This is a genomic window from Streptomyces sp. SN-593 (assembly GCF_016756395.1).
Classification (GTDB): Bacteria; Actinomycetota; Actinomycetes; order Streptomycetales; family Streptomycetaceae; genus Actinacidiphila; species Actinacidiphila reveromycinica.
Window position 1 is genome coordinate 7,129,864 of record NZ_AP018365.1, and the last position, 26,722, is coordinate 7,156,585.

Below are 26,722 nucleotides of genomic sequence, written 5' to 3' on the forward strand. Positions count from 1 at the left end.
CAGTGATAACGATCAAGGAAGAGATCGACGTCCCGAGCCCGCGCAGCCGGGTCTGGGAGGTCGTGTCCAACCCCTCGGACGTGGTGTCCTGCATCGCCGGGGCCGAACTCGGCGAGGCCCACGACGACGGCTCGTTCGACGGCGCCCTGGTGATCAAGTTCGGCGCGATCCGGGTCAGGTTCGCCGCCCGCATCACCCTCGACCTGGACCCGGGGGAGTACGAGGGCCGCCTGTCGGCACGCGGCGGCGACGGGCAGGGCGCCACGCGCTTCCGCGGCGAGGCGACCTTCCGCGTCGTCGAGGGCGCCGACCCCGGCAGCGCGCGGGTGCTGATGAACGGCGAGGTGACCCTCAGCGGCAAGCTCGCCTCGCTGGTCGAGTCCGGCGCCGGGGTGGTGGTCTCCCGGATGACCAAGGACTTCACCGCCAAGCTGATCGCCAAGTGCGGCACGCCCGCCGCGGCGGACCTCCCGCCGGCCGCCGAACAGCCCGCGCCGGTCGCGGCGTCCACCGGCGCCCCCGCCGGCGAGACGGCGCCCGCCACCACCGCCGATCCCACTGCCGCCGACCCCGCCCCGGTGTCCGCGCCCGTGCCCGCCCCGGCCCCCGCCGGCCCGCTGCGCCGCTGCCTGGCCTGGCTCGCCCGCGTCTTCGGCCGCCGGCAGGACCCGCCGGGCTCCGGCCCGGCCACCCCGGGCGCCGGCGCCCCGAACCCCCCGCACACCCACGACGCTTCGCACCCGACGCAGCAGACCGAGGAGGTCGGCAGTGGCAACGCCCCGGCTCAATAAGGTGATCGCCGCCTTCGAGGCAGGACAGCACGTCTTCGCGTCCTTCTCCGCGGCCGACCCGTCCGCCGCCCTGGAGTTCGGCACCAGCGCCTACGACGCCCTGGTCTTCGAGACCGAGCACAAGCCGTGGGACGTCCCCGCGCTGCGCGACAGCCTCCAGTACCTGCTCAACCGCCGCCAGATCTTCGGCGCCGACAGCCTGGCGCCCGCGCTCACCCCGCTGGTCCGCATCCCCGTCAACGGCGGCGAGAAGGGCCAGTGGCAGGCCAAGCAGGCGCTCGACCTGGGCGCGTACGGCATCGTGTGGCCGCACATCTCCACGGTGGAGGAGGCGCACAACGCCGTCGCGGCCTGCCGCTACCCGCGGCTGCCGGACCGACCGCGCCACGAACCCGCCGGCCTGCGCGGGGACAGCCCCGCGGCCGCCGCCCGCTACTGGGGCATCTCCACCGCGGAGTACTACGCCAAGGCCGACGTGTGGCCGCTCGACCCGGACGGCGAGATCCTGGTGGCCCTCATGATCGAGGACCAGCTCGCCATCGAGAACCTGCCGGACATCCTCGACCAGGTGCCGGGCATCGGCCTGGTCATCATCGGCGAGGGCGACATGAGCCAGGAGCTGGGCATCCCCCGGCAGTACGACCACCCGCTGATGCTGGAGTGCAAGCGTCGCATCCTCGACATCTGCGCCGCCCGCGGCGTCCCGGTCGGACACCCGCACGTGACGGCCGACAACGTCAAGCAGGTGCTGGACGACGGCTACCGCTTCCTGATGTCCATGCCGGTGCGCACCTACCCCGGGCTGGAACTGGGCCGCTCCCTGACCGGCCGCGACTGAGTCCGCACCAGCCCCCCGTCCGGCCCGGTCCGGACGGTCCTCCCGCCCCCCCCGCCGTCGACGCGCGAGCGTGCGCGGCCGCCAAGTTTCGGAGTTTTGCATGCGTATCGACTGTCACGGCCACTTCACCACGGCCCCGGCCGCGCTGGGGAAGTGGCGCGAGCGGCAGATCCAGGCGTTCGAGGAGTCAGGCGCGCGGCTGTCGCCCGCCGAACTGCGCATCAGCGACGACGAGATCACCACCGCCATCGAGCAGGGGCAGCTCAAACTCCAGCTCGAGCGGGGGACGGACGTGGCACTGTTCTCCCCGGGCGCCGGCAAGATGGCCCACCACTACGGCGACGAGCAGACCAGCCTGGCCTGGTCGCACGTCAGCAACGACCTGATCGCCCGGGTGTGCGGCCTGTTCCCCGACCGGTTCGTCGGTGTGTGCCAGCTCCCGCAGTCCCCCGGCGAGCCGCTGGCCGCCTCGGTCCGGCACAGCGCCGCCGAACTCCAGCGCTGCGTCGAGGAACTGGGCTTCGTCGGCTGCCTGCTCAACCCCGACCCGTCGGACGGCCACTGGCAGGCGCCGCCGCTCACCGACAAGGTGTACTACCCGCTCTACGAGAAGATGGTGGAGCTGGACGTCCCCGCGATGGTGCACGTCGCGATGTCGCGCAACCCCGCCCTCCAGGGCACCTGCGCGCACTACCTCAACGGCGACACCGCCGCCTTCATGCAACTGTGCACGTCGGACCTGTTCAAGGACTTCCCGACGCTGAAGTTCATCCTGCCGCACGGCGGCGGCGCGGTGCCCTACCACTGGGGGCGCTACCGCGGCTTCCTCCAGGACCGGGGGCTGCCTCCGCTGGAGGAGGCGGTGCTGGGGAACGTCTACTTCGACACCTGCGTGTACCACCGGCGCGGCATGCAACTGCTGGTGGACATCGTGCCCACGCGGAACATCCTCTTCGCCTCGGAGATGATCGGCGCCGTCCGCGGGGTGGACCCGGAGACCGGCCACCACTTCGACGACACCGGCTCGCTGCTGGACTCGCTGGACTCGCTGGGCGCGGACGACCTGCGCGCGGTGTTCGGCGGCAACGCCCTGCGGGTGTTCTCCCGGCTGCCGGCGGTCCTGGCCGCACGGGGCGTCACCGTGCCCGCCCCGTCCACCCCCTCCGCCACGTCCGGTCAGACCGGCACGTCGGCCACCACCGCGAAGGAGTCCGGCAAGTGAAGGTCTACGAGGCGCTCGCCGAGGCGTTCGTCAAAGAGGGCGCGAGCGACGTCTTCGGCATGATGGGCGACGCCAACATGCACTGGATGAACGCCCTGCACGAGCGCGGGGTGAACCTCTACGAGGTGCGGCACGAGGGCTCCGGCCTGGGCATGGCCGACGGCTGGGCGCGCACCGCGGGCCGGCCGGGCGTGGTCACCACCACCAGCGGCCCGGGCACCGCGCAGCTTGCCACCTCCATGATCGTGGCGGCGCGCGCCCGCACCCCGCTGGTCGCCTTCTGCGGGGAGACACCGGTCGGCGACGAGACGGCCGTGCAGTACCTCGACCAGCGCCGGTTCGCCGCCGCCATCGAGTGCGGCTTCGTGCACGTCTCCCGGCCCGACCTCGCCGAGGAGGCCGTCCAGCAGGCGTTCTACCTGGCCCGGACCGAGTCCCGGCCGATCATGCTGAGCGCCCCGATCGACGTGCAGGTCAAGGAGTACGAGGAGGTCGGGCCGTACGTCCCCTCGACCGACCTCATCGACACCGCGCGGCTGCTGCCGGACCCGGGCCGGGTGGAGCAGGCGGCGGAGATCGTACGGGCCGCCAAGCGGGTGGTGGTCATCGCCGGGCGCGGTGCGCGCGCGTCGGAGTCCGGCGAGGAGCTGCTGCGCTTCCAGCGGCGGACCGGCGCCCTGCTGGCCACCACCCTCCAGGCGAAGAACTGGCTCTGCGACGCGACCGAGTTCCACGTCGGGATCTCCGGGCTGTACGGCAACAAGGTCGCGATGGAACTGCTCCAGGAGGCCGACTGCGTGATCGCGGTCGGCGCCAGCCTGAACCACTACACCACCGAGCACGGCCTGCTCTTCCCCGACGCCACCTACGTGCAGATCGACAGCGCGCAGAACGTGGTGATGGGCAACGGCCGGGCGGCGGAGTGCTACGTGCGGGCCGACGCGCGCACCGCGCTGGCGGAGCTGAACCGGGTGCTGGAGCAGGGCGGGCCGGCGGCCGAGGGCTTCCACACCGACGACGTGCGGCGCCGGCTGGCCGACGCGCTGGCGGAGCCGTCCGGCTACGAGACCGAGCCCGGCCGGCTCGATCCCCGCGAGGCCATCCGGGTGCTGGACGCCGCGCTGCCGCGGGAGATCGGCCTGGTGCTGGGCAGCGGTCACCAGACCGACTTCGGCACGATGCTCTTCCAGCGCTCCCGCGAAGTGCTGTCGAACTACGGCATGTTCGGCGCGATCGGCCAGGCCCCGCTGCTGACCATCGGCTCGATCGTGGCCGACGGCGGCCGGCCGGCCTTCGTGGTGGAGGGCGACGCCAGCTTCCTGATGCACCTGTCGGAGTTCGAGACCGCCTGCCGGTACAACATCCCGGTGCTCGTCGTGGTGATGAACGACGAGGGGCTGGGCGCCGAGTTCCACAAGGCCAAGGCGAAGGGCCTGGACCCGGAGCTCGCGGTTATACCGAACCCCGACCTCGGGCCGGTCGCGATCGCGCTCGGCGGCGCCGGCGCGACCGTCCGCAGCACCGACGAACTGGTCGCGGCCCTCGCGGACTTCGTCCGCGACCCGCGCCCGATGGTGGTCGACGTGCGGATCACCCGGAACGTGCTGAGCGTGCCCTACCGCCGGCTGCAGTACGGCGAGGACGTGTGATGACGGCCATGTCGGTCCTGCTGGGGGACTACCCGCACACCCGGCCGCTGAAGGACGGCACCGTCCCGGTCCCCGGGGTGGAGTGCGCCTACGCCCAGGCGTCGCCGCTGTACTCGGCGTTCGCCCGGATGGTCAGGAGCCTGGAGTACGACGTCTGCGAGATGGCGCTGGCGACGTACTTCCAGGCCCGCGAGGCCGGGGTGCCGATCACGCTGCTGCCGGTCGCGATGATCGGCGGTACCCACCACGGCTCGCTGACCCGCCTGCCGGACGGCCCGCGGATCACCCCGCGGGAGCTGGCCGGCGCCCGGGTCGGAGTGCGCTCCTACAGCCAGACCACCGGCCTGTGGGTGCGCGGCGTGCTGCGCGAGGACTACGGCGTCGAGTCGTCCGACGTCACCTGGGTCACCACCGAGGAGCCGCACGTCGCGCAGTACCGCGAGCCGGAGAACGTGTGCCGGTCCGGGGCGGCGAAGGTGGCCGACCTGCTGCGCGACGGCGAGGTGTCCGCGGCGGTGCTCGGCCCGAAGGCGATCGGCAACCAGGGCGCGGGGCTGGTCCCGGTCCTCCCGGACGCGCAGGAGGCCGCGCTGGCCTGGATCGACCGGCACGGCACCGTGCCGGTGAACCACGTGGTCGTGGTCCGCGACGAGGTGCTGGCCGCCGCGCCGCAGGCCGTCGCCGCGCTGTACGAGGCGCTGGCGGCGTCGATCGCGGCCACCGCGGACCAGCGCGACGCTTCGCCCGCCGGGCGGGCGGTGTCGGCCGGCTGGAGCGACCCGTTCGTCGCGTCGGTGCGGATCGCCGCCCGCTACGCGCAGGAGCAGCAGGTCGTGCGCGAGCCGATCGACCTCGACCGGATCGTGAAGGACGTGCCCTTCCTCGATGCGTAACGGACCCGAAGCAGTGGACGACCACGGAGACGGGGTGGAGCGACGATGAGTACGGGTGAACTGCGCTACCGGTCCAAGGCCCCCACCCGCAAGCCCGAGGTGTGGACCCCGGACCTGCTGGAACGGGTGGAGTGGCGCAGGCGCGCGGCCGACGAGCCGTTCCGCGGCGTCGCCGACGCGGCCGGAGTACGCCCCGGCCTGTTCCCGCTGCACGCCACCGGCGTCGACGTGTCGGGCGTGCGCGGTGCGGGGGAGCGCTACCTCGCCGCCCTCACACCGGGCCAACTGGCCGAGGGCCGGCTGCCGATGGACGACGTGAGCTGGCGGCACTGGGCGAACGGCGCCCGCTACTTCCTGCGGCACGGCGTGTGCGTGGAGGAACTCGACGACGCCACGCGCCAGCTCGCGCTGGACGTCATGCGCGCCAGCCTGAGCGACGCCGGCTTCACGCAGGTCGTGGACCTGATGCACCTGAACCTCACCATCGGCGAGCTGCGCGGTGAGGAGGACATGCTCAACGAGTGGCTGTACTGGTTCACCGTCTACGGCGACCCCGGCAAGGGGTCCGAGCCGTGGGGCTGGCAGCTCGACGGGCACCACGTCAACGTCAACTGCGCGTTCGTCGGCGACCAGATGGTGCTCACCCCGACCTTCCTCGGCGCGGAACCGGTGCACGCCACCTCCGGCAGGTTCGCCGGCACGCACGCCTTCCGGCACGAGGAGGCCGCCGGCCAGGAGCTGTTCGACAGCCTCACCGGGCAGCAGCGCTCCCGCGCCGTGATCGGCGACGTGCTGCCGCCCGACCTGTTCGTCGGCGCCTTCCGCGACAACTACGAACTCAACTACCAGGGCATGCCCTTCACCGAGCTGACCGGCCACCAGTACACGCTGGCCACGCGGCTGCTCGGGCTGTACGTCGGCCGGGCCGGCGCGGGCCACGCCGAGGCGCGCACCGCCGAGGTGCTCGCGCACAAGCAGGACACGTACTTCTCCTGGATCGGCGACGGCGGCCCGGACAGCCCCTTCTACTACCGGGTGCACAGCCCGGTGATCCTCGTCGAGTTCGAGCACCAGGCCGGGGTCATGTTCGACAACGACGTGCCGACCCGGCGGCACATCCACACCGTCGTGCGCACCCCGAACGGCAACGACTACGGAGTCGACCTGCTGCGCCAGCACCACGAGCGCTTCCACCGGCACGGGCACGAGGGCGGGCACGAGGGCGGGCACGAGGGCGGGCACGGCGGCCGGGCGGACCGGCCGTGAACCAGAAGGAGTCGGAGATGAAGTTGGTTGTGGGCCGGGACGACCTCGCGGAGGCGGCGCTGGGCGCGGTCTCGCAGCGCGGCACGGCCGTCGAGCGGGTCGACGTGAAGCCGGTGCACAAGGCCTCCCGGGGCTTCGTGAACGACCAGGCGGTCGACCTGTGCGAGCTGGCGGTGGTGACGCTGCTCCAGGCCGTCGCCCTGGGCAAGCCGGTCGTCCTGCTGCCGGTCACCACCCTGGGCCGCACCCAGCACCAGACCCTGGTGACCATGGGCGACCTGACGGTGGCGGACGTGGGGGGCAGGAGCGTCGGCATCCGCTCCTGGAGCCAGACCACCGGCGTGTGGGTGCGCGGCTTCCTCACCGAGCAGTACGGCGTGGACCTGCGCTCGGTGGACTGGACGGTCTACGAGGGCGGGCACGTGGACGGCCACCAGGACCCGTCGTGGGTGCACCGGGCACCGGAGGGGGCCCGCCTCCAGGCGGACTTCCTCGAAGGACGCCTCGACTTCGGGGTCATGGGCAACGAACTGCCGGACGACGACCGCATCCGCACCGCCATCCCGGACGCCCGCGAGGTCGCCGAGCAGTGGACGAAGGAGCGCGGGTTCCTCCCGCTCAACCACGTGGTGGGCGTGACCGCGGAAGCCGCCGCGGAGCACTCGGCGGCGATCCTCGCCGCGTACGACGCGATGGGCGAGGTGGCCGCGAAGGACCCGGGCGGGACCAACCCGGTGGGCTTCGAGGCGCTGCGCGGACCGGTCTCCCTCGCGGCCCGGTACGCGCGGGAGCAGGAAGTCCTCTCGCGGCCGGTGGAGTTCGACGAGCTGCTGGAGCAGTCGTGCGCCGCCCTGGGCGTCACCCCCGCCCGCCTGGGCGGCTGACCCCCGCCCGGAACCCCACGTTCGCAGCACACACCCGACTGGAAGGCAGGTCATGGCGAAGCTCACGGTGGCCCTCGGCAACTACCGACACGCCCAGGCGTTGATCGACGGCAGTGTCCCCGTGGAGGGGCACGGCGTGGAGGAGGTGCGGGTCAGGCCGATCATCGGCGCCTACCGGCGGATGATCAGGGACCTGGAGTTCGACGTGTGCGAACTCGCCCCGGTCTCCTACCTGATGGCGCTCCAGGAGGACGTGCCGCTGACCGGCGTCCCGGTGTTCCTCAACCGGCGCTTCCACCACGGCGACATCCAGTGCGCGGCCGGCTCCGGCATCCGCGTGCCGAAGGACCTCGAAGGGCGCCGGGTCGGGGTGCGCGCCTACACGGTGAGCACCGGCGTGTGGGTGCGCGGGGTCCTGAGCAACGAGTACGGCGTGGACGTCGACAAGATCACCTGGGTGGTCGACGACGACGACCACATCGAGGGCCGCACGCCCGGCAACGTGGAGCGGGTCACCGACGGGCGCTCGCTGGGCGAGTTGCTGCGCGCCGGGGAGATCGACGCGGCGTTCACCGGCAACGCCGGCACCGGCCGGGCAGGCGCGCCCACGGCCGGCTGGACCGCCGCGGCCGAACCGGCCGCCGCCGACGACGCGGACGCGGGACCGTACCCGCTCTTCGCGGAGGCCGACGTGCTCGGCGCCGACTGGTACCTGCGCACCGGGATCTACCCGCTGCACTCGGTGGTCGCGGTCCGCTCCGACCTGGTCAGGGAGGACCCCGGGCTGCCGACCGCGCTCTACACGGCGTTCGCCGACAGCAAGCGCCGGCAGGTCGCCACCGACCCGGAGTGGACCGAGCTGCCGCGGCTGGGCCGGCAGGCCCGGCAGGTCGGCGGCGACCCGATCCCCTACGGCCTGGAGGCGAACGAGGCATCCCTCAGGGCCCTGGTCCGCTACTCCCAGGAGCAGGGCCTGCTCGACTCCGACTTCCCCAGCGACCCCCGCCGGCTGTTCGCCGAGGGCGACTACCCCGGCGCCTGAGCCCGCGCCGCCCGGGCGCTCCGGCGCCCGGGCGGCCCACCGCGACCGTCAGCACACCCAAGAGGCGAAGGAAAAGGCACGACCATGGACATCGTCGACACGCACTGCCACATCATCTCGCAGGACCTGGCCGTCTACCCGCGCGCGCCGCTGGGCGGCAAGCAGTCCGAGTGGGCCGCCTCCCGCCCGCTCGACGCCGAGGAGATGGTCGCCCGCATGGACGAGGCCGGCATAGGCCAGTCCGTCCTGGTGCAGGCCACCACGGCCTACGGCTACGACAACTCCTACGTGCTGGCCAGCCGCCGCCGGTGGCCCGAGCGGTTCGTCGCCGTCGGCACGTTCGACCCGCTGGCGCCCGGCGCCGGCGCCCGTCTGGCGGACCTGGTCGGCGAGGGGGGCCTGGCCGGGGTGCGGCTGTTCACCAGCGGCAGCACCGTCCCGGAGCAGGGGCAGTGGTTCGCCACCCCGGAGACCTACGAGTTCTGGCGGGCGGCCGAGGAACTGGGCGTCACCGTCTGCCTCCAGATGCGGCTCGGGGCCGCGACCAAGCACCTGATCTCGGTGCTGGTGCGCTTTCCCGGCGTGCGGGTCCTGCTCGACCACATGGGCTACCCCGACATCGCGTCCTCGCCCGAGGAGGCCGGCCAGGAGGTCGCCTCGCTCGCGAAGAACCCCGGGCTCCACCTCAAGCTCACCCACCGCAACCTGGAGCGGCTGCACGACGCCGGCGACAAGGCCGCCGACTTCCTCCGGCCGGTCGTCGAGTCCTTCGGCTCCGACCGGATCGCCTGGGGCTCCAACCTGCCGGCCGCGGAGCAGACGCTGCCCGAGTTGCGCGAACTCGCCGAGACCGTGCTGGCCGGCCTGCCCGAGCAGGAGCGGGCGGACATCTTCGCCGGCACGGCCCGCCGCCTCTACCCCGGCCTCGGCGTGGTCCAGGACTGACCCGCGCGGTGCCCCCGCGGCCCGCCGAAGCGGGCCCGCAGGGCGCCTCCCCCCTTCCAGACAAGGCGATCACGGTGCAGAGCGACAACGGCATCACCCACGAGACCGGCTCGTCCGCGACCCGGTACAGCCAGGCGTACGACGAACTGCGCTCGCTGCTGCTGTCGGGCAGCATCGAACCCAACACGCGGTTGACCGAGGCCGACCTGACCAGGTTGTGCAACGTCTCGCGCGGCACCATGCGGGCCGTACTGGTCCGGCTGGCGCAGGAGGGTTACCTCACCAGCGAGGTCAACCGCGGTGTCCGGACCCGGATCTTCTCACCGGAGGAGGCCCGGGACATCCTGGAGGCGCGCGAGACCGTCGAGTCCGCGCTCGCCGGGAAGGCCGCGGAGCGGGCCACCGAGGAGGAGATCCGGGAACTGCGCGCCACGCTGGAGGAGATGGCGGACGCCAGGGCCCGCGGCGACCAGTCGGCCTACTCCCAGGGCAACCGCCGCTTCCACCAGCAGGTGAAGGCGGCCGCCCACCAGGCGACGCTGGCCCGGGCCCTGGACACCCTGCTCTACCCGCTCGTGATGCGCCAGTACCGCAACGTCGCCGCCCAACACCCCAGGACCGGGTCGTTCGAAGAGCACCAGGCCATCCTCCTCGGCATCGTGACCCGCAATCCCGAGGCGGCCACCGCGGCGATGCGCCACCACGTCGCCACCGCCCGGCACGCGCTCGTCCTCGGCCGGTGACCGGCCCACCCACCCGGGGCAGTGCCGTACGCGGCGCGGGGCACTGCCTCCCCATCAGTTGTCCACGGTTATCCACGGTGACAGGAGACTCAATGATCCACCACGACACGCAGGCACGCGGGCCGAGAACCCCGGCGGCCGCCCGGCGCGGCCGAGCGGCGTTCACCCGGCCGGGGGTCAGGGCCGGCGCACGGTTCGTCGCCGCCGGAAGCACCGTCGCGCTGTGCGCGGTGGTGCTGACCGCCTGCGGCGGGAGCGGCTCGGGCAAGAACGCGGACGGCACGACCACGGTCACCGTCGGGGTCGCGGGCAACATCTTCGACATGCCGATCCGGCTGGCCGAGGCGAACGGCTACTTCAGCAAGCAGAAGCTGAAGGTCAAGTACGTCACCACGACCGCGGCCACCGGCACCTCCGCCCTGGAGTCGGGCTCGATCCAGTTCCTCAACGACAGCCCCACCGACTTCCTGTCCGCGATCGGCAAGAACGTGCCCGAGACGGCGATCGCCGCCGACGGCGGCGGCAACCCCCTCGGGCTGATCGTCAGCACCAAGTTCGCCAAGGCCCACCAGCTCACCGCCGCCACCCCCGCCGCCCAGGTCGCCAAGGCCCTCGACGGCTCGACCGGCGGCTCCAGCTCGGCGAACACCAAGGGCGAGGCGAGTGTCTACCTCAAGGCGTTCGGCGTCGACCCCGGCAAGGTGAAGTGGGTGTCGCTGCCCAGCCCCGCCGCGGACAAGGCCGCCCTCAAGAGCAACCAGATCGACTGGTTCGTCACTTCTCAGCCGACGCCGCTGGCCATCCAGGGCACCGGGGACGGCGTGGTCGTGGCCGACTCGACCAAGGTCACGGCCTGGTCGGAGGAGGCGGCCGGATACGGCCAGGCGGTGGTGGCGCGCAACAGCTACCTGTCCCAGCACGCCGACGTGGCGAAGAAGTTCGCCACCGCGGTGCAGCAGGCCACCGCGTACATGAACGCCAACATCGACTCCGCCACCGTCCAGAACGTGGCGGCGGGGGCCCTGCCCGGAGTCTCCGCCTCCGTCATCAAGGCCAGCCTCCCCCAGGTCGGATGGCCCAAGAGCGACGCGATGACCGCCGCCGACTGGACCAAGACCGTGACCTTCATCAACTCCCTGGGGGCGTTGACCAAGGACGCCGAGATCACTCCCGACAACTACACGAACAAGTACCTGCCGTAGCACTGCCCGCTCACGGCTGATGAGACTGGAAAGGAGCAGACGGTGGTGGCTGCTACCCGTGAGATAGCGGAAAAGAAGGTCGGGACCGAGGTTCCGGCGGCAACCGGAGCGAAGAAGGACCACCGGTGGCGGGGCGCGGCCCTGGTGATCGTGCTGCGCCTGGCCGTGATCGCGCTCTGCCTGGTGCTGTGGCAGGTGATGAGCGGCCCGGTGATCCCGGAGTACGCGGTGAGCAAGCCGACCGACGTGTGGACGGCGCTGCACCACCTGCTCGGCTCGTCGCAGGGCTGGACCGACATCAAGACCACCTCCTTCGAGGTGGTGGTGGGGTTCGGCATCGGGGTGGCGATCGGCACCGTGATGGGCCTGGTGCTGGGCTCCTTCCCGCTCGCCGGGCGGGTGATGGAGCCGCTGGTCGCCGCGATCAACGGCGTCCCGAAGATCGCGCTGGCCCCGCTGTTCGTGCTGTTCTTCGGGATCGGCGACTGGTCGAAGATCTACATCGCCGCCACCGGGGTGGCCTTCGTGGTCTTCTACAACCTCTATCTCGGCCTGCGGCTGCGCGACCGCGAACTCATCGAGATCATCCAGGTGATGGGCGGCCGCCGCAGCCACGTGCTCAGCTACGTCACGCTGCCCACGCTGGCGGCGCCGTTCTTCGCGGCGCTCAAGACCGGCGGGCCGCTGGCCATTCTCGGCGTCATCGGCGGTGAGTTCATCGCCTCCTCCGAGGGCGTGGGCCACGAACTGTTCACCTCCGCGATGAACCTGGACGCCGCGACCGAGTTCGCCGGGCTCATCGTCCTGATGGCGATCACGCTGATCCTCAACAGCATCCTGACCCAGCTCGACAAGTTCGCCCTCAAGAAACTGGGCCTCGCCAAGCGCCGCACCTCGGGGCAGAGCGCGTAGTCCGGAGAATTCCGCCTACCAGGGAATTCACTCCTCCCGCCCAGCGCGGCATCGGCCGCCGGGCATTCCTTTCCTTGTACATTCGAGATGCAAAGGAGCACTCTCGACATGTCAGACTCACGACCCGCCTCCACCGGGCGTTCCCCGGACGGGCCGGCCGCCGGTCAGGACCGGCGCCCCACCCGTAGACGGCTGCTGGGCTCGGTGGTCGCCGCCGCGGCCGTGCCGCTGCTCGGCGCCGTGCCCTCCGCGGCGGCCGCGACCCGCGCTCAGGGGGAGCCCGCGGCCCTGCGGCCGCGCGGGTCCACCCGGGAACTCGTCTACTTCAACACCTGGAAGGGCACCGAGATCTACGGTGCCTGGTTCGACGCCGGCACCGGCGCCCTGACACCGCTGGGACCGGTGGGCGAGGCGACCGCCGACTGGGCCGTCACCCACCCGACGCTGCCGATCATGTACGTGGCCACCATGGCGGTCGGCGGGGTCGTCGACACCTTCCGGATCGACCCGGCGACCGGCGCCCTGACGAAGACCGGGGAGCTGTCCACCGGCGGCACCGGCCTGAACGGCGGCGGGGTCTCGTACATCGGCATCGACCCGGCTTCGGACACCCTGCTGGCCACGAACTTCGAGGACGGCTTCACCGCGGCCGTGCCGATCACCCGGACGGGAGAGCTGGCCCCGCCCGCCTCGCTCGCGCAGGACACCGGCTCCGGCCCCAACCCCCGCCAGGCCGGCCCGCATCCGCACCACGCGGAGGTGGACCCGAGCGGCAGGTTCGTCCTCGTCGCGGACTTCGGCGCCGACCGCGTCTTCGCCTACCGCTTCGACCGCCGCAGCCGCACGCTGTCCGCCGCCGGCCCGACCGCCGGATACACGACGGCGCCCGGTTCCGGCCCGCGCCGGGTCGCCTTCCACCCGGACGGCCGCACCGTGTACCTGCTGAGCGAGCTGAGCTCCGACCTCCAGGCGCTGCGGTGGGCGCCGGACACCGGCGAGCTGACGAACCGCCAGACCCTGCCGCTGTCCACCCCGGACTTCACCGGCACCAAGAGCGCCTCGGACCTGGCGATCAGCGCCGACGGCCGCTTCGTGTACGCCGGCAACCGTGCGGAGAACTCCCTGGTCGTCTTCGCGGTCGACCCGCGCACCGACCTGCTCGGCGTGCTCCAACGGGTCCCGTGCGGGGGGACCACGCCCTGGGGCTTCACGCTCCACCCGAGCGGGCGGTGGCTGCTCGTCGCCAACGAGGCCAGCAGCACCGTGAACGTGTTCGCCGTCGACCAGGGCTCCGGCCGGCTCACCGACACCGGCACGTCCCTGGCCGTGCCCAACCCGGACTCCATCACCTTCTACCGGAGCTGACACCGCTCTCCCGGGCGCCCGCGCGGTCTCGCGCCGGCGCCCGGGAGGCTCATCCCCCCACCCTTCATCCCCCCCGCTCCCGGCCCCCCACCCGTCCGCCCGCGGTGCCGTGAACCCGCCGGCCGGACACGCCACCGCCCCCCCGGGCCCTTCCCGCGCCGGCCGCCCGCGCGGAATCCGCTTTTCCGCCAGCCTGTGCACCCCGCCTTCTCGCGGTGGTCGCAGGCGGCTTTCGCATGCCCGCGGACGGAATTCCGCGAAATCCTGTCGAGGAATAAGAAGTTCCGCCAACTAATTGACGGTGGATCAGGCGCGGAGTAGCGTCCGGCACGGCCTCCAGGAAACACGCGGCGGCGCGGCACCGGAATTCGACGGATGTCCGAGCCGTTCGTGTCCACCCTGCCCCTGAACGTCCGCACGAGAAAAACTCGATGACCCACTCGACGGGAGCTGGAAGAGAAATGGGATCCGAGAAAAAGGGGATAGGCCGTCGGGCCTTCCTGGTGGCCGGTGCGGCCACCGCAGGCGCCGCGCTGCTGCCCTCCTTCGCCGTGGCGGCCGCGGCCGCCGGCAAGAAGGGGGTGATGCTGATGAACCGGATCGGCCCCTCGAAGTCCACCCTGTACATCGCGAACGCCGACGGCTCGAACGAGCGCCCCCTGCTCACGGGCACCGCCGCGGCGTTCGACCGGCACGCCAACTACGCGCCCGACGGCAAGTCGGTCTACTTCACCTCCGAGCGCACCGGCGACGGCAACTCCAACCTGTACTCGGCCACGCTGAACGGCTCGGGCCAGAGCTCCACCGTCACCTCCGTGGTCGGCGGCCCCGCGGTGTACGACAGCGCCACGCTGTCGCCGGACAAGCGGACGCTGGCCTTCTCCTCCACCCGCTCCGGCGACCACCTGTCGCAGATCTGGCTGATGGACACCAAGACCGGTGCTCTCACCAACCTCAGCGGCACCGCGGCGCTCGCCGGCGACCCCAGCAGCCCCGACGGCCACTTCCGCCCGGTCTGGTCGCCCGACGGCCAGTGGATCGCCTTCTCCAGCGACCGCAACACCCAGTGGATGGGCCACGACAACGGCACCGGCTGGGAGCACACCCAGGAGCTGAGCATCTACGTCATCAAGCCCGACGGCACCGGCTTCCGCCAGTTGGCGACGAAGCCGGGCTACTGCCTGGGCTCGCCCAAGTGGTCCCCGGACGGCAAGCGGATCGTCTACTACGAGATCACCGTCGAGGGCACCTGGCAGGCCCACCGCCCGGAGGACATCGGGGTCGTGGAGTCGCAGATCGTCTCGGTCGACCTCGCCACCGGCACCAACCGCGTCCAGCACACCTCCGGCCCGAACCTCAAGGTCTCGCCGCAGTACGTGACCAGCACGGAGATCGGCTACCTGGTCAAGAACGGCCAGGACGAGGGGCTGGCCTACGTCAGCGGCTCGATCCCGGACGTCACCCGCGCCGGAGTGCGTTCGCCCTGCTGGTCGCCCGACGGGAAGTCGGTGGTCTACGAGAAGCAGAGCTTCACCAACCGCACCCTCGACACGCCGCTGTACAGCTGGGACGCGAACTGGGACTACCGGTTCTGCGACGTCTTCCCGATCCTGTCGCTCCAGGGCCGGTTGGCCATCACCGAGAAGCAGACCGGCCCGGCCATGTCCGACATCGCCACCATGAACCCGGACGGGAGCGGCCTGAAGGTGGTCTTCGACACGACCACCTCCGGGCTGGACACGACCCTGGTCGCGGAGGGCCTGGCCGGGGCCTTCCGGCCGGCCTGGTCGCCGGACGGCGCGTGGATCGCGTTCGGCCTGGGCGGCTGGTTCCAGGAGCGGGCGGTGATGACCGCGGCGATCTGGCGGGTGCGCAGCGACGGCACGGGCGCGGAGGCGCTGACCGACAACTCCACCAACTCCGGCTTCCCCAGCTACTCCGCCGACGGGACGAAGATCGTCTACCGGGTGTGGGGCGCGCAGAGCGGTCTGCGCGTCCTGGACCTCGCCACCAGGACGACGACGGTCCTCACCACCGCGTCCGACAACCTGCCCGACTGGTCCCCGGACGGCAGCCTCATCGTCTTCACCCGCAAGACCGGCCCGACCAACTTCGACGTGTGCACCATCAAGCCGGACGGCACCGGACTGAAGGTCCTCACCAGCAGCGGCGCCAACGACGGCCACGCCGTGTGGCACCCCGACGGCCGCATCCTCTACAACACCGGCATGTACGGCTTCCGCGAGGAGGCGGCGCTGTACGACAACACCTTCCAGCCGTACGGCATGATCATGGCGATGAACGCCGACGGATCCGGCAAGACGATGCTCACCGACAGCCAGTGGGAGGACTCGATGCCGCTCTACCTCACGCAGGCGGTCCTCACCGGCGCCGGCAAGGCGGCCGCCGCCCGCGGCTGAGGACGCTGTGGCGCACGCCGTCGCTCCGTGACGTCCCCCGGCACCCGCGGGACCGCTTCCCCTCCCCGACGCGGCGGAGGGGAAAGCGGCCCCGCGGGTCCGGGCCGACCCGCTCAGCGGACCTCGTCAGGGGCCCGCTGGGCCCGCACCACCTCCCAGATCTCCTCCTCCAGGTCGCGGTGCTCCCGGCTGTGCTTGAGTTCGAGCGGGCGCGGCCGCGGGAAGGGGACTCGCCACTGCGACACCACCCGGGCCGGCCGCGCGCTGAACGCCACCACCCGGTCGGCGAGGTAGACCGCCTCGTCGATCTGGTGCGTCACGAAGACCGCCGTCTTCTTGCGGGCGTCCCAGATCTTGAGCAGTTCCGCCTGCATGCTCTCGCGGGTCTGCGCGTCCAACCCGGAGAACGGCTCGTCCAGCAGCAGGATCTGCGGGTCCGCGGCCAGTGCCCGGGCGATGTTCACCCGCTGCTTCATGCCCCCGGACAACTGGTCGGGGTAGAACCCCTCGAAACCTCCCAGCCCGGTCAGGGCGAGCAGTCGGGCCGCCACGCGCAGCCGCTCCTTCCGGCCGGCCCCGGCGAGCTCCAGACCGTAGGCCACGTTGTCGATCACCGTGCGCCACGGCAGCAGGCACGCGTCCTGGAACACCACGGCGCGGTCCGGCCCGGGGCGGTCGACCGGCCTGCCGTCCACCCGGATGCGCCCGCCGGACAGCGGGACCAGGCCGTCCAGCGCCATCAGGAAGGTGCTCTTGCCGGAACCGCTGGGGCCGACGATCGCGACGAACTCGCCGTCGGCGACGTCGAGGTCGATCCCGTCCACGGCGAGGACGTTCCCGGCGCGGGACCGGTAGGTGACGCGTGCGGACTCCACCCGCAGCTTCGCGCCGTCCTCGGTGTCCGGCTGCCGCGCCTGCTGGTGGGTGGCCATGGCTTCCCTCCGGTCGGTGTGCGGTACTCCTGTGGCGCGCGGGCCGGGCGCGGGGGCGCTCACCGGCGCCACCGCTGCATCCGGCGTTCGAGCAGCGCCGCGACCTGCGTCAGCGCGATGCCCAGGAAGGTGATGACGGCGACGGTCGCGTACATGACCGGCATGTTGAACGAGTTGCTGGCCGAGATGAGGACGTTGCCGATCCCCGCCTTCGACGCGAAGATCTCGCCCACCACGACGCCGATCATGGCCCGCCCGATGGAGATGCGCAGCCCGGTCATGAAGAAGGGCACCAGCGTGGGCAGCACGATCGTCCGGATGACCTTGAGGTCGCTGCCGCCGAAGCTGCGGGCCAGCCGGCGCAGTTGCCAGTCCACGTTGCCGACGCCGGCCGCGGTGTTCATCAGGATGACCGTGGTGCAGCTCAGCACCACGACCACGATCTTCGGCGTCATGCCGATGCCGAAGATCAGGATCAGCACCGGCACGACGGCGACCTGGGGCATCGAGTTGATGCCGACGACCAGGGGCTTCAGGAACTCGTCGGCCGCCCGGTACCAGCCGGTGAGCAGCCCGAGCAGGGCGCCGAGGACGACCGAGACGCCCAGGCCGATCGCGAACTCCTCACCCGAGACCCGCAGGTTCGACCAGATCTCGCCGTCGGAGAAGAGCGTGCCCAGGGCGTGCACGACCTTCGACGGACCGGGCAGGAACAGCGGTTTGACCCAGTGCTCCTCGACCGCGAGCTGCCACAGGCCGACCAGCAGCAGCAGGCACAGCGCGCCCAGCAGGACCGGGCGGACCGCCGTCCACACCTCCCTCGCCGTCCGGCGCGGCGCCGTCACGGCCGCGTCCCGGTGAGCGAGGTGTCCACGACGTCCGCGACGGACAGCCCCTTGGCGTCGGGGATCACCTGGGCGGTCGCGCTGATCGCCTTGGCGATGCCGGCGGTGTCCACCGCCCAGGTCGAGGACCAGGTCCACCTGCCGGCCCGCGCGGGGTCGGTGTTGACGGCGAGCGTCTCCTCGCAGCTCTCCGCGGTCGCTCCGCTGCCCTTCTCGCAGTCGGCCACGGCCGCCTTCCGGTGCGCGGGCTGCGCGGCCCACCTGGCGGAGGAGACCAGGACGCCCACCAGCTTCCGCAACGCCGCCGGACGGGACCTGAGCGCGTCGTCGGACGCCCAGAACGTCACGTTGGGGACCTGCACGGCACTGTCCTCGGCCTTGAGCACGACGGTGCCCACCCGCTGCTCCACCGAGCGCTGGGTGTTGAGTTCCGCGGTGGCCTTGACGGTGCCTCCGGAGACGGCGCCGAAGCGCTGGGCGAGCGTGCCCGCGGTGACGAAGGTGACGTCGTCGGGGTCCACGCCGTAGTGGGACAGCACCGCCATCAGGTAGATCTCGTCGGCCGAGTTGCCGCCCGACACCCCGATGGTCCGGCCCTTGAGCTGGGCGATCGAGGTGATGCCCTTGGCCGCGAGGACGTCGTACTGGGCCCCCGCCGCCTGGGCGAAGATCCTGCCGGAGACGGCCTTCTCGGCGATGTCGCCGATGAAGTTGGTGGGGCCGCCGGAGGCGACGTCCACGGCGCCGGTGGCCAGCGCGGCGACCGAGGAGGAGCCGCCGCCGGTGAACTTCTCGACCGAGACGTCGAGTCCGGCCTTCTTGAAGAACCCCTCGTACTCCGCCGCGTAGAACGGCGTCAGGGTCGTGGTGGGGCTCAGGTCGCCGAAGGTGATCCGGTCGGCGGACGCTCCCCCCGACGACGATCCGGAGGACGTCCCCGACGAGCCGCAGGCGGCCAGGCCGAGGGACGCGGTCACGGTGAGCAGGACGGGCAGGAGCAGGGCGCGCCTGCGCGGGAAACGGTCGGTCGTGTGGCGTGATCCCATGGTCGTGATCCCTTTCTCCGCGTGCGTGTGAGGACGCTGAGCAACTTCGGGAGTCGTTCGGACGGGATGGGGCGCGGTCGCACCGATGCGTGGGCACGTGCCGGTCGATCGCGGACGGGACATCGGCGGACGGGCGGGGCGGTACCGGCGGGACGTCGTCGTCGGGTGCGGACGGTCGGTCGGTCAACGGGCCGGCCGAGGCGGGATTGTGTGACCAGACCCGCCGTGATGCCTCATGGAACGTAGCACCAGGGAAACAACTTGACAATATTGTCGGACAATTGACCTGTCGAGGTGGGCAGTCGGACCGCGGCGGCGTACGTGTCGGGGTCGGCCGACAGCTCCGGCGGCAGCGTGGGGACCGTGTCTCGGCCGGTCGTAGACGCTCAGCCGGAGATCCCGACCGCCCCGGGGAACCCGACGTGGGCCGCGGTCACCACGGGTGCCGGGCCAGGTGGGCGGTGACCGCGGCCCGGTCCCAGACGCCGTCGGCGACGTGCACGCGGTAGGCGCGGGACAGGGTCTCGCCGGGTGCCAGGACCAGTTCCTCGTGGAAGGCGAAGGAGGGCGCCACGGCGGCGAACGGGTCGGTGCGCACGAACCAGTGCGCGGGGTGCGTGCCCTGCGCGCCGGAGTGGTCGTTGCCGGGCGCGTGCTCGAAGACGAGGGTGGCGTGCCCGTCGCGGCCGTCGTGCTCGCCGCGGTAGGCGAGCCAGGGCGCCTGCGCGCCCATCAGGTCGCGCTCGGCACTGTCGGCGCGGTCGGTGAAGGCGTGCCCGCCGCGGAAGGCGCGGGGCCCGCGCCAGAACAGCCCGGTGTAGCCGGCGTCGGGGCGCCCGGCGGTGGTGGGGCTGCCGAACCGCAGCGGCCCGGCGCGGCGGTTGGTGACCGCGGATGACCAGGTCAGGGTCCAACTGCCGGTCCCGGCCCCTGCGTCGGCGTCGGCCCGGACCTCGATCCGGCGGTCCTCCTCGGCCCACAGCGAGCCGTCGTACGGGTGCCAGGTCAGGCGCTCGGCGATCACCGCGCCGCCCGGGCCGGCGGACACCTCGTCGAAGCCGGCGTGCGCCATCGAGCCGATCCGCTCGGGCAGCGCGAGGTAGCCCTCGCCGTGGACGTAGGTGTTGCCGCCCCACAGGTTCTGGCCCGACAGGTGCGAGGCGGTGAACTGGAGGCCCTTGTGCCAGCGGTGGTCGTGGGGGCGGTAGTCGGTGACCAGGCCGCCGCCGAGGGTGCGGATCGGGTGGAGGTAGGGCTTGGGCGCCTCCCAGGCGGCCTCCGGGCGGTAGACGTAGGCGAACAGTTCGGTACCGGTGGGCCGGTGGGTCACGGTGATCCGGTCGTCGTGGACGTGGGTCAGCGACAACGTCATGCGGGCTGGTCCTCCTCGCGGGCGTCGACCGGCAGCCGGTCGGGGGCACCGCCGTGCATGGCGGCGTAGAACGGGTCGCCCGGGCCGATCTCGCCGGCCCGGACGGTGGCGTCGGTGAAGGCGGACTTGTAGAGCGCGGCGGTGAACTCCACCACCCGCCGGCCGCCTTCGCCGCTGGTCGGGTGGAGGACACCGGTCCTGATGTCCGCGACGAGGGCGCGCAGTTGGGCCAGGTGGGAGCTGGGCTCGTCGGGGCCGAAGTCGTTCCAGGCCGCGGCGGTCGCCGCCGGGACGCCGGGCGCGGGGGTGATCCGCCAGTCGGCGTTGCGGTAGCCGTACAGGTGGGTGAGCTCGATCGTGGCGCGCTCGCAGTCGATCCGGATGCGGCTGACCTCGTCGGGGCTGAGCACGCTGTTGACGACGGTGGCGACCGCGCCGCCCGCGAACCGGACCTGGGCGGTGGAGACGTCCTCGGTCTGCACGTCGTGCACCAGCCGGGCGGCCATCGCGCGGACCTCGCGCCACGGACCCATCAGGTCCAGCAGCAGGTCGGTCTGGTGGATGCCGTGGCCCATGGCGGGGCCGCCGCCCTCGGTCTCCCAGCGGCCGCGCCACGGCACCGCGTAGTAGGCGGCGTCCCGGTACCAGGTGGTCTGGCAGTGGGCGACCAGCGGCCGGCCGAACGCACCCGCGCGCAGCAGCCGCCGCACGTGCCGGGCGCCGGAGCCGAACCGGTGCTGGAAGACGAACGAGGTCGCGGGGGAGCCGGGGGCCGGATCGGCGGCGGCGGTCACCGCGTCGTAGTCCGCGAGCGAGGGGCACGGCGGCTTCTCGCACCACACGTGCGCACCGGCCCGCACCGCGGCGATCGCCTGCTCCCGGTGCAGCGACGGCGGGGTGCACAGCACCACCAGGTCGGGGCGTGCCCGGGCGAGCAGGGTGTCGAGATCGGTGAGGGCGTCCGCCACGGCGAACTCCTCGGCGGCGGCGCGGGCCGCCTCCTCGGCGACGTCGGCGACGGCGACGATCCGCACCGCGCCCTCCGCCGCCAGGGTGGCGAGCGCGGGCAGGTGCGCTCCTCGGGCGATGGAACCGGTTCCCACCACGGCGGTGCGCAGCGGGGTGTTCGGGTCGTACGGCGACATAGGGGCCCTCTCCTGCGGCTGGCGGTACTCCGCGAGCGGCCCGGAGGCGGGGTCCCGCTCCGGCGCTCGGTCGCCGGGGCGTGGCGGCGGTCCGCCACGGGCCCACGGCATGCGGGCGCACGAAACCCCCGGGAGGGGTGTGCCGACGGCTCCTTCGCCCAGTTGTTCCCACGTTGTAACCACCGCGCGCACGGGTGGTCAACATGGCCGCGGTGAGCGAGCCGGGGTATCGCCCGAACCCGTCGGCGGTGCGGCTGCGCACCGGACGCTGCGGGCTGATCGCCCTGGCGGTGCCCTTCGGATCGGCGCGGCGACCCCGCCGCGGCACGCGGTGCACGTGGCTCCGTACCGGCTGGAGGTGGGGGAGTCCACGACCGGGGTGCGCACGCCCCTCGCCGACTGAGCGCCGGTACGTCCGCGGACTTCCGCGGACGTACCGTTCGGCGGGTTTCCCGGGCCGACCGGGATGCGGGACGGGCCCCGGGCCGCTCCTGGTCCCGCTGTGGTTCAGCTTGTGGCGGGGGTGGTGTCGAGGAGTTGGTGGGCGGGGGTGAGGAGTTCGTCGGCGGTGAGGCGGCGGGGGAGGAGGCCCTGGGCGTGGCAGGCGTCGGCGATCTCGTTGAGGGGGGTGGTGAGGTGGTCGATGCCGGAGCGGGTGAGGTGGGGGGTGTGGGGGGGTTGGTGGGCGGTGGTGTCGTGTTCGGCGCGGGTGAGGAGGGTGTAGGCGGCGCGGACGGCGTCGGGGTGGTGGTGGAGGGTGGTGTTGGCGACGGCGACGAGGTGGTTGACGGGGGCGTAGCCGTGGGTGGTGTACCAGGTGTGGTCGCGTTCGGTGGGGTGGTCGAAGACGGGGCGGAATTCGTCGCCTTCGGGGAGGTCGTTGCCGAGGACGGCGGCGTCGATGGTGCCGTTGCGGAGGGCGTCGGTGAGGCTGCCGGTGAGGGTGCGGTGGACGTAGGGGGGGTCGTGGTGTTCGGGGACGTGGGCTTCGTCCTGGGTGATCCAGTGGGATTCTTCGGCGGTGATGCCGTAGTCCTCGGTGAGGTGGCTGCGGATCCACATGCCGGTGGTCTGGGTGTAGGAGCGGACGCCGATGCGGAGGCCGCGGAGTTGGGTGGGGTGGGTGAGGGGGTGGTCGCGGTGGGTGATGAGGCATTTGCGTTGGAAGCGTGCGGCGACCACGACGGGTAGGAGGGTGAGGGGGTGGCCGTGGGCGATGGCTTGGAGGGCGGTGACGACGGCGAGTTCGCTGAGGTCGTAGGTCTGGGTGCGGACCATGGGGGCGAAGGCGTGGTGGATGGGGGTGACGTCGGCGAAGTCGAGGGTGACGTCGGGGTGGGTGAGGGTGCCGGTGCGCAGGAGGGTGCCGATGGGGTGGGTGTCCAGGGCGGTGCGCAGGTGGGTGTCAGGCATGGTGGGCCCCGGGGGTGGCGGTTGCGGGGGTTGCCGGGGTGGGGGTTGCGGGGGTTGCGGGGGTGTGGAAGTAGAAGGTGTTGGCGGTGCCGCCGAGGATGGCGGTGGTGGCGGTTTCGGGGAGGGTGGTGAGGTGGGTGCGGGCTTGGGTGAGGAGGTTGGTGAGGGGGCCTTGGGCGGCGGGGTAGTTGGATCCCCACATGATGCGGGAGGGTCCGTAGGTGGTGTGGAGGGTGGTGAGGAAGTCGGGGATGGTGGAGGCGCCTTGGGTGGCGGCGTCGAGGGCGCGGTGGGTGAGTTTGAGGTGGACGCCGGGGTATTGGGCGAGGTCGAGGAGGGCTTGGGAGGTGTGGTAGGGGGGTCCGTCGGTGAGGTCGGGGCGGGCGCAGTGGTCGAGGAGGACGCGGGTGCGGGGGTAGTGGTCGAGGGTGGTGCGTAGGGCGGGGATGCCGTGGATGGTCATCTGGAGGCAGATGGGGATGTCGTGTTTTTCGGCGTGTTCCCAGGCGGGGTAGCTGTCGGGGTGGCCGAGCCAGTCGGCTTGTCCGGGCATGGTGGTGCCGGTGGTGAACAGGCGGAAGCCGTTGAGGCCGCGGGATTGCCAGTGGTTGATGCGGTCGACGGCGTCGGGTGCGGTGGCGTCGAGGGAGTAGACGCCGGTGAGGCGGTCGGGGTGGGCGGCGACGGAGTCGGCGAGGTAGCGGTTGTCGTGTCCGTAGACGGTGGAGGCTTGGACGACGACGGCGCGGTCGATGCCGGCGTCGTCGAGGGCGTGCAGGAGTCCGTCGAGGTCGACGGGGTGGTCTTGTGACCAGGTGGAGCGGTGTCCGCCGATCGGGTCGGTGGGGTAGCGGTCCTCGTCGGGCGAGATGACGTGGGTGTGGGTGTCGATCACCAGCATGAGCGGCGTCGGGTCCTTTCGGTCGGTGCGGCGCGGGCGGTGCGTCAGTCGGTGTAGCGCAGGCCGCGCGCCCGCAGCTCGTCGCGCATCTGGTAGATGTCCAGGCCGAGTTCGCCGGCCGCGAGCCGCCGGCGCTTGGTCTCCTCGTTGGCCTCGCGGGCCTCCCCGGCGTCGGCCGTCGCGGCCGCCTTGGCGGCGGGTACGACGACCACGCCGTCCGCGTCCGCGAGCACCACGTCGCCGGGGGTGACCAGCGCCCCCGCGCAGACGACCGGCACGTTGACCGAGCCGGGGGTGGCCTTGACCGTGCCCTTGGCGTGGATCGCCGCGCTGAAGACGGGGAAGTCCATCCGCTCCAGGTCGGCGACGTCGCGGCAGCCGCCGTCGATCACCAGGCCGCGGGCGCCGCGCGCCCGGTAGGAGGTGGCCAGCAGCTCGCCGAAGAAGCCGTCGTGGCTCTCGGACGTGCAGGCCGCGACCACCACGTCACCCGGCCGGATCTGTTCGGCGGCGACGTGCAGCATCCAGTTGTCGCCGGGCTGGAGCAGCACCGTCACCGCGGTGCCGCACAGGCGGGCGCCGGAGTAGACCGGCCGGATGGAGGGGCGCATCAGGCCGAGCCGGCCCATCGCCTCGTGCACGGTCGCCACGCCCAGCGCGGACAGCCGCGCCACTGCGTCGGGATCGGCCCGCTCGATCGTCGTGTGGACGACGCCGAGTTCGTGCATGGTGTTTCCTTCCTCGGGTGCTTCGGTGACGGGACTCCGCCACGCGCTGTCGTGGTGCTCGGTGCTCGGTGCTCGGTGCTCGGTGCTCGCTGCCCGGCGGCCGGTGCACGGTGCCCGGCGGCCGCCGGCCGTGCCGGACCGCGTTGCCGTACGCCCCGCCGGCTCCCGCCGCCCCGCGCCGTGCCGCCCTGCCGGGTCGTGCGCGGGGGGAGGGGGCGCGGCTCAGCCGGCGCGACTCAGCGGCCGGACGCCCGCAGGCGCGCGTCGAGCCGGGGGTAGACGGCGCGGGCGTTGCCCTCGGTGATCGCCGCGAGGTCCGCGGCGGACAGGCCCGCCTGCTCGACGTAGCGGCGGGTGTCGTCGAAGTGGTGCCCGGTGTCGGGGTCGATGCCGCGCACCGCGCCGATCATCTCCGAGGCGAAGAGCACGTTGGCGTGCGGGATCACCTTCAACAGCAGGTCGATCCCGGGCTGGTGGTAGACGCAGGTGTCGAAGTAGACGTTGCCCAGCACGTGTTCGGCCGGCTCCGGCCTGCCGAGCGCCTGGGCGAGGCCGCGGAAGCGCCCCCAGTGATAGGGGACGGTGCCGCCGCCGTGCGGGATGACCATCCGCAGGGTGGGGAAGTCGGCGAACAGGTCGCCCTGGAGCAACTGCATGAAGGCGGTGGTGTCGGCGTTGAGGTAGTGCGCGCCGGTGGTGTGGAACGCGGGGTTCGCACTGGTGCTCACGTGCACCATCACGGGGACGTCGAGTTCGACGATCTTCTCGTACAGCGGGTACCAGGAGCGGTCGGTCAGCGGCGGGGCGCTCCAGTGGCCGCCGGAGGGGTCCGGGTTGAGGTTGACCGCCACGGCGCCGAGCTCCTCGACCGCGCGGACCAGCTCCGGCACGCAGGTCGCCGGATCGACCCCGGGCGACTGCGGCAGCATCGCGGCCGGCGCGAACCGGTCGGGGAACAGCTCGCCGACCCGGGCGCACAGGTCGTTGCAGCACCGTGCCCACGCCTCCGACACGGCGAAGTCGCCGACGTGGTGGGCCATGAACGACGCGCGCGGGGAGAAGACCGTCAGGTCGATGCCGCGCTCGTCCATCTGCCGGAGCTGGTTGGCCTCGATGGTCTCGCGGATCTCGTCGTCGCCGATCCGCAGGTCGGCGGGTCGCGGCGGTTCGCCGTCGCCGGCCAGGGCCCGGACCTGGCGGTCGCGCCAGTCGCCCAGAGCCGCGGGTGCGGTCGTGTAGTGGCCGTGGCAGTCGATGATCAACGGATCTCCTCGCCGGTCGTGGGGGCTGGTCCTGACGGGCGGCCGGGGCGGCCTGCGCCCGCCGTACCGTGCTCGGCATCGTAGTCGTCAATCATATTGCTGACAATATTGCCAATGGTAAGGTTGGCGACCAGTCGGCGATCCGCCGGAGGCGGCCCAGGGGGCCCGGCGCCGACCGCCGCGACCCGTGCGGGAGCCCGTCAGGAGAGGGAGCAGCAGGTGACCAGCACGCGCATGAAGGGAGTCGCCGCGCGGCTCCACGTCGGCGCCCGGATCCGCCACGCCCTGTGGGTCGGCGAGATCGTCCCCGGGCAGCGGCTGGTGGAACAGGACCTGGCCGACCGGCTGGAGGTCACCCGCAGCTCCGTCCGCGAGGCGCTGCTCGACCTCGCCTCGGACGACCTGGTGGAGCTGGTGCCCAACCGCGGCGCCCGGATCAGGGTGGTCTCGGTCGAGGAGGCCGTCCAGATCACCGAGTGCCGCTCCGCGCTGGAGCGGCTGTGCGCGCGCAAGGCGGCCGAGCGCGTCACCCCGGAGCAGCGCGCCGCGCTGGCCGAGGTCGGCGAGCAACTGCGCACGGCGGTCGCGGAAGGAGCGCTGGAGGCGTACTCCACCCTCAACCGCAGGCTGCACGACCTGATCATCGAGTTCAGCGGCCAGGCCGTCGCCCGGCGCCAGCTCGAACGGCTCAACACGCAGATGGTGCGCTTCCAGTTCCGGCTGGCCATGCGGCCCGGCCGGCCTCAGGAGTCGCTGCCGCAACTGCTGGCCATCGTGGACGCCGTCGGCTCCGGCGACCCCGACGCCGCCGACAAGGCCGCCGAGGCGCAGCTGGCCGGCGTCATCGCGCAGTTGCGGGCGAGCGATCCCCCGGCCGCCCTGAGCGGATGGTAGGGGGACGGGCGA

General features: G+C 72.4%; 24 protein-coding genes. 15 read left to right on the top strand and 9 right to left on the bottom strand.

What is annotated here, in order from left to right; all coding sequences use genetic code 11:
* Positions 1 to 2: 2 nt before the first annotated feature.
* The 14 genes from RVR_RS30840 to RVR_RS30905 all read left to right on the top strand — a co-directional run bounded on the left by RVR_RS30840 (position 3) and on the right by RVR_RS30905 (position 16,172).
* Positions 3 to 791 (top strand): SRPBCC domain-containing protein, encoded by a 789-nt coding sequence (locus RVR_RS30840; protein ID WP_202237180.1) that lies wholly within the window; start codon positions 3 to 5, stop codon positions 789 to 791.
* On the top strand, positions 769 to 1,629 hold the full coding sequence (locus RVR_RS30845) for an HpcH/HpaI aldolase family protein (RefSeq protein ID WP_202237181.1): 861 nt from the start codon (positions 769 to 771) through the stop codon (positions 1,627 to 1,629). Before RVR_RS30840 ends, RVR_RS30845 begins: the two co-directional genes overlap by 23 nt.
* 100 nt (positions 1,630 to 1,729) lie before the next feature.
* Positions 1,730 to 2,851, top strand: coding sequence for an amidohydrolase family protein (locus RVR_RS30850; RefSeq protein WP_202237182.1), 1,122 nt, complete (start codon positions 1,730 to 1,732; stop codon positions 2,849 to 2,851).
* Positions 2,848 to 4,500, top strand: a complete 1,653-nt coding sequence (locus tag RVR_RS30855; RefSeq protein ID WP_202237183.1) for a thiamine pyrophosphate-binding protein — start codon at positions 2,848 to 2,850, stop codon at positions 4,498 to 4,500. Before RVR_RS30850 ends, RVR_RS30855 begins: the two co-directional genes overlap by 4 nt.
* Entirely contained in the window at positions 4,500 to 5,393 is an 894-nt protein-coding gene (locus tag RVR_RS30860) for a hypothetical protein (protein ID WP_202237184.1), read from the top strand. The genes RVR_RS30855 and RVR_RS30860 overlap by 1 nt, the downstream gene beginning before the upstream one ends.
* A 45-nt stretch (positions 5,394 to 5,438) precedes the next feature.
* Complete coding sequence (locus RVR_RS30865) at positions 5,439 to 6,659, top strand: DUF3500 domain-containing protein (protein WP_202237185.1); 1,221 nt, start codon at positions 5,439 to 5,441, stop codon at positions 6,657 to 6,659.
* Between the two features lie 17 nt (positions 6,660 to 6,676).
* Positions 6,677 to 7,543, top strand: a complete 867-nt coding sequence (locus RVR_RS30870) for a hypothetical protein (protein WP_202237186.1) — start codon at positions 6,677 to 6,679, stop codon at positions 7,541 to 7,543.
* A 52-nt stretch (positions 7,544 to 7,595) separates the two neighbouring features.
* The gene (locus RVR_RS30875; RefSeq protein WP_237405063.1) at positions 7,596 to 8,585 is read left to right on the top strand and encodes an ABC transporter substrate-binding protein; all 990 of its coding nucleotides are present in this window, start codon (positions 7,596 to 7,598) and stop codon (positions 8,583 to 8,585) included.
* A gap of 84 nt (positions 8,586 to 8,669) precedes the next feature.
* Entirely contained in the window at positions 8,670 to 9,530 is an 861-nt protein-coding gene (locus tag RVR_RS30880) for an amidohydrolase family protein (protein ID WP_202237187.1), read from the top strand.
* Positions 9,531 to 9,604: 74 nt separating this feature from the next.
* Positions 9,605 to 10,273, top strand: a complete 669-nt coding sequence (locus RVR_RS30885; protein WP_202237188.1) for a GntR family transcriptional regulator — start codon at positions 9,605 to 9,607, stop codon at positions 10,271 to 10,273.
* A 92-nt stretch (positions 10,274 to 10,365) separates the two neighbouring features.
* Positions 10,366 to 11,475 carry an ABC transporter substrate-binding protein gene (locus RVR_RS30890; protein ID WP_202237189.1) on the top strand — a complete coding sequence of 370 codons (1,110 nt, stop codon included), beginning with the start codon at positions 10,366 to 10,368 and terminating at the stop codon, positions 11,473 to 11,475.
* Between the two features lie 45 nt (positions 11,476 to 11,520).
* On the top strand, positions 11,521 to 12,387 hold the full coding sequence (locus RVR_RS30895; RefSeq protein ID WP_237405064.1) for an ABC transporter permease: 867 nt from the start codon (positions 11,521 to 11,523) through the stop codon (positions 12,385 to 12,387).
* Positions 12,388 to 12,495: 108 nt separating this feature from the next.
* On the top strand, positions 12,496 to 13,752 hold the full coding sequence (locus RVR_RS30900; RefSeq protein WP_202237191.1) for a lactonase family protein: 1,257 nt from the start codon (positions 12,496 to 12,498) through the stop codon (positions 13,750 to 13,752).
* Positions 13,753 to 14,213: 461 nt separating this feature from the next.
* Positions 14,214 to 16,172: a hypothetical protein gene (locus tag RVR_RS30905; RefSeq protein ID WP_237405065.1), complete on the top strand. Its 1,959-nt coding sequence runs from the start codon at positions 14,214 to 14,216 to the stop codon at positions 16,170 to 16,172.
* 113 nt (positions 16,173 to 16,285) lie between these two features.
* On the opposite strand, the gene RVR_RS30910 is transcribed toward RVR_RS30905, so the two are convergent.
* From RVR_RS30910 to RVR_RS30950, 9 genes are all read right to left on the bottom strand, one after another.
* Positions 16,286 to 17,104, bottom strand: coding sequence for an ABC transporter ATP-binding protein (locus tag RVR_RS30910; protein ID WP_202237193.1), 819 nt, complete (start codon positions 17,102 to 17,104; stop codon positions 16,286 to 16,288).
* Between the two features lie 59 nt (positions 17,105 to 17,163).
* Positions 17,164 to 17,949 (bottom strand): ABC transporter permease, encoded by a 786-nt coding sequence (locus tag RVR_RS30915; protein WP_202237194.1) that lies wholly within the window; start codon positions 17,947 to 17,949, stop codon positions 17,164 to 17,166.
* Positions 17,946 to 18,995: an ABC transporter substrate-binding protein gene (locus tag RVR_RS30920; protein WP_202237195.1), complete on the bottom strand. Its 1,050-nt coding sequence runs from the start codon at positions 18,993 to 18,995 to the stop codon at positions 17,946 to 17,948. Before RVR_RS30920 ends, RVR_RS30915 begins: the two co-directional genes overlap by 4 nt.
* 433 nt (positions 18,996 to 19,428) lie before the next feature.
* Positions 19,429 to 20,367, bottom strand: coding sequence for a DUF6807 domain-containing protein (locus RVR_RS30925; protein ID WP_202237196.1), 939 nt, complete (start codon positions 20,365 to 20,367; stop codon positions 19,429 to 19,431).
* On the bottom strand, positions 20,364 to 21,512 hold the full coding sequence (locus tag RVR_RS30930) for a Gfo/Idh/MocA family protein (RefSeq protein ID WP_202237197.1): 1,149 nt from the start codon (positions 21,510 to 21,512) through the stop codon (positions 20,364 to 20,366). The genes RVR_RS30925 and RVR_RS30930 overlap by 4 nt, the downstream gene beginning before the upstream one ends.
* Positions 21,513 to 22,019: 507 nt before the next feature.
* A complete protein-coding gene (locus RVR_RS30935; protein ID WP_202237198.1) occupies positions 22,020 to 22,925 on the bottom strand; it encodes a substrate-binding domain-containing protein in 906 nt (301 codons plus the stop codon).
* Complete coding sequence (locus tag RVR_RS30940) at positions 22,918 to 23,826, bottom strand: amidohydrolase family protein (RefSeq protein WP_202237199.1); 909 nt, start codon at positions 23,824 to 23,826, stop codon at positions 22,918 to 22,920. The genes RVR_RS30935 and RVR_RS30940 overlap by 8 nt, the downstream gene beginning before the upstream one ends.
* A gap of 44 nt (positions 23,827 to 23,870) precedes the next feature.
* A complete protein-coding gene (gene ligK / locus RVR_RS30945) occupies positions 23,871 to 24,554 on the bottom strand; it encodes a 4-carboxy-4-hydroxy-2-oxoadipate aldolase/oxaloacetate decarboxylase (RefSeq protein WP_202237200.1) in 684 nt (227 codons plus the stop codon).
* Between the two features lie 236 nt (positions 24,555 to 24,790).
* Entirely contained in the window at positions 24,791 to 25,816 is a 1,026-nt protein-coding gene (locus RVR_RS30950; protein WP_202237201.1) for an amidohydrolase family protein, read from the bottom strand.
* 234 nt (positions 25,817 to 26,050) lie between these two features.
* On the opposite strand from RVR_RS30950, the gene RVR_RS30955 reads away from it, so the two are divergent.
* Positions 26,051 to 26,710: a GntR family transcriptional regulator gene (locus RVR_RS30955; protein WP_202239403.1), complete on the top strand. Its 660-nt coding sequence runs from the start codon at positions 26,051 to 26,053 to the stop codon at positions 26,708 to 26,710.
* The last annotated feature ends 12 nt before the right edge of the window (positions 26,711 to 26,722 follow it).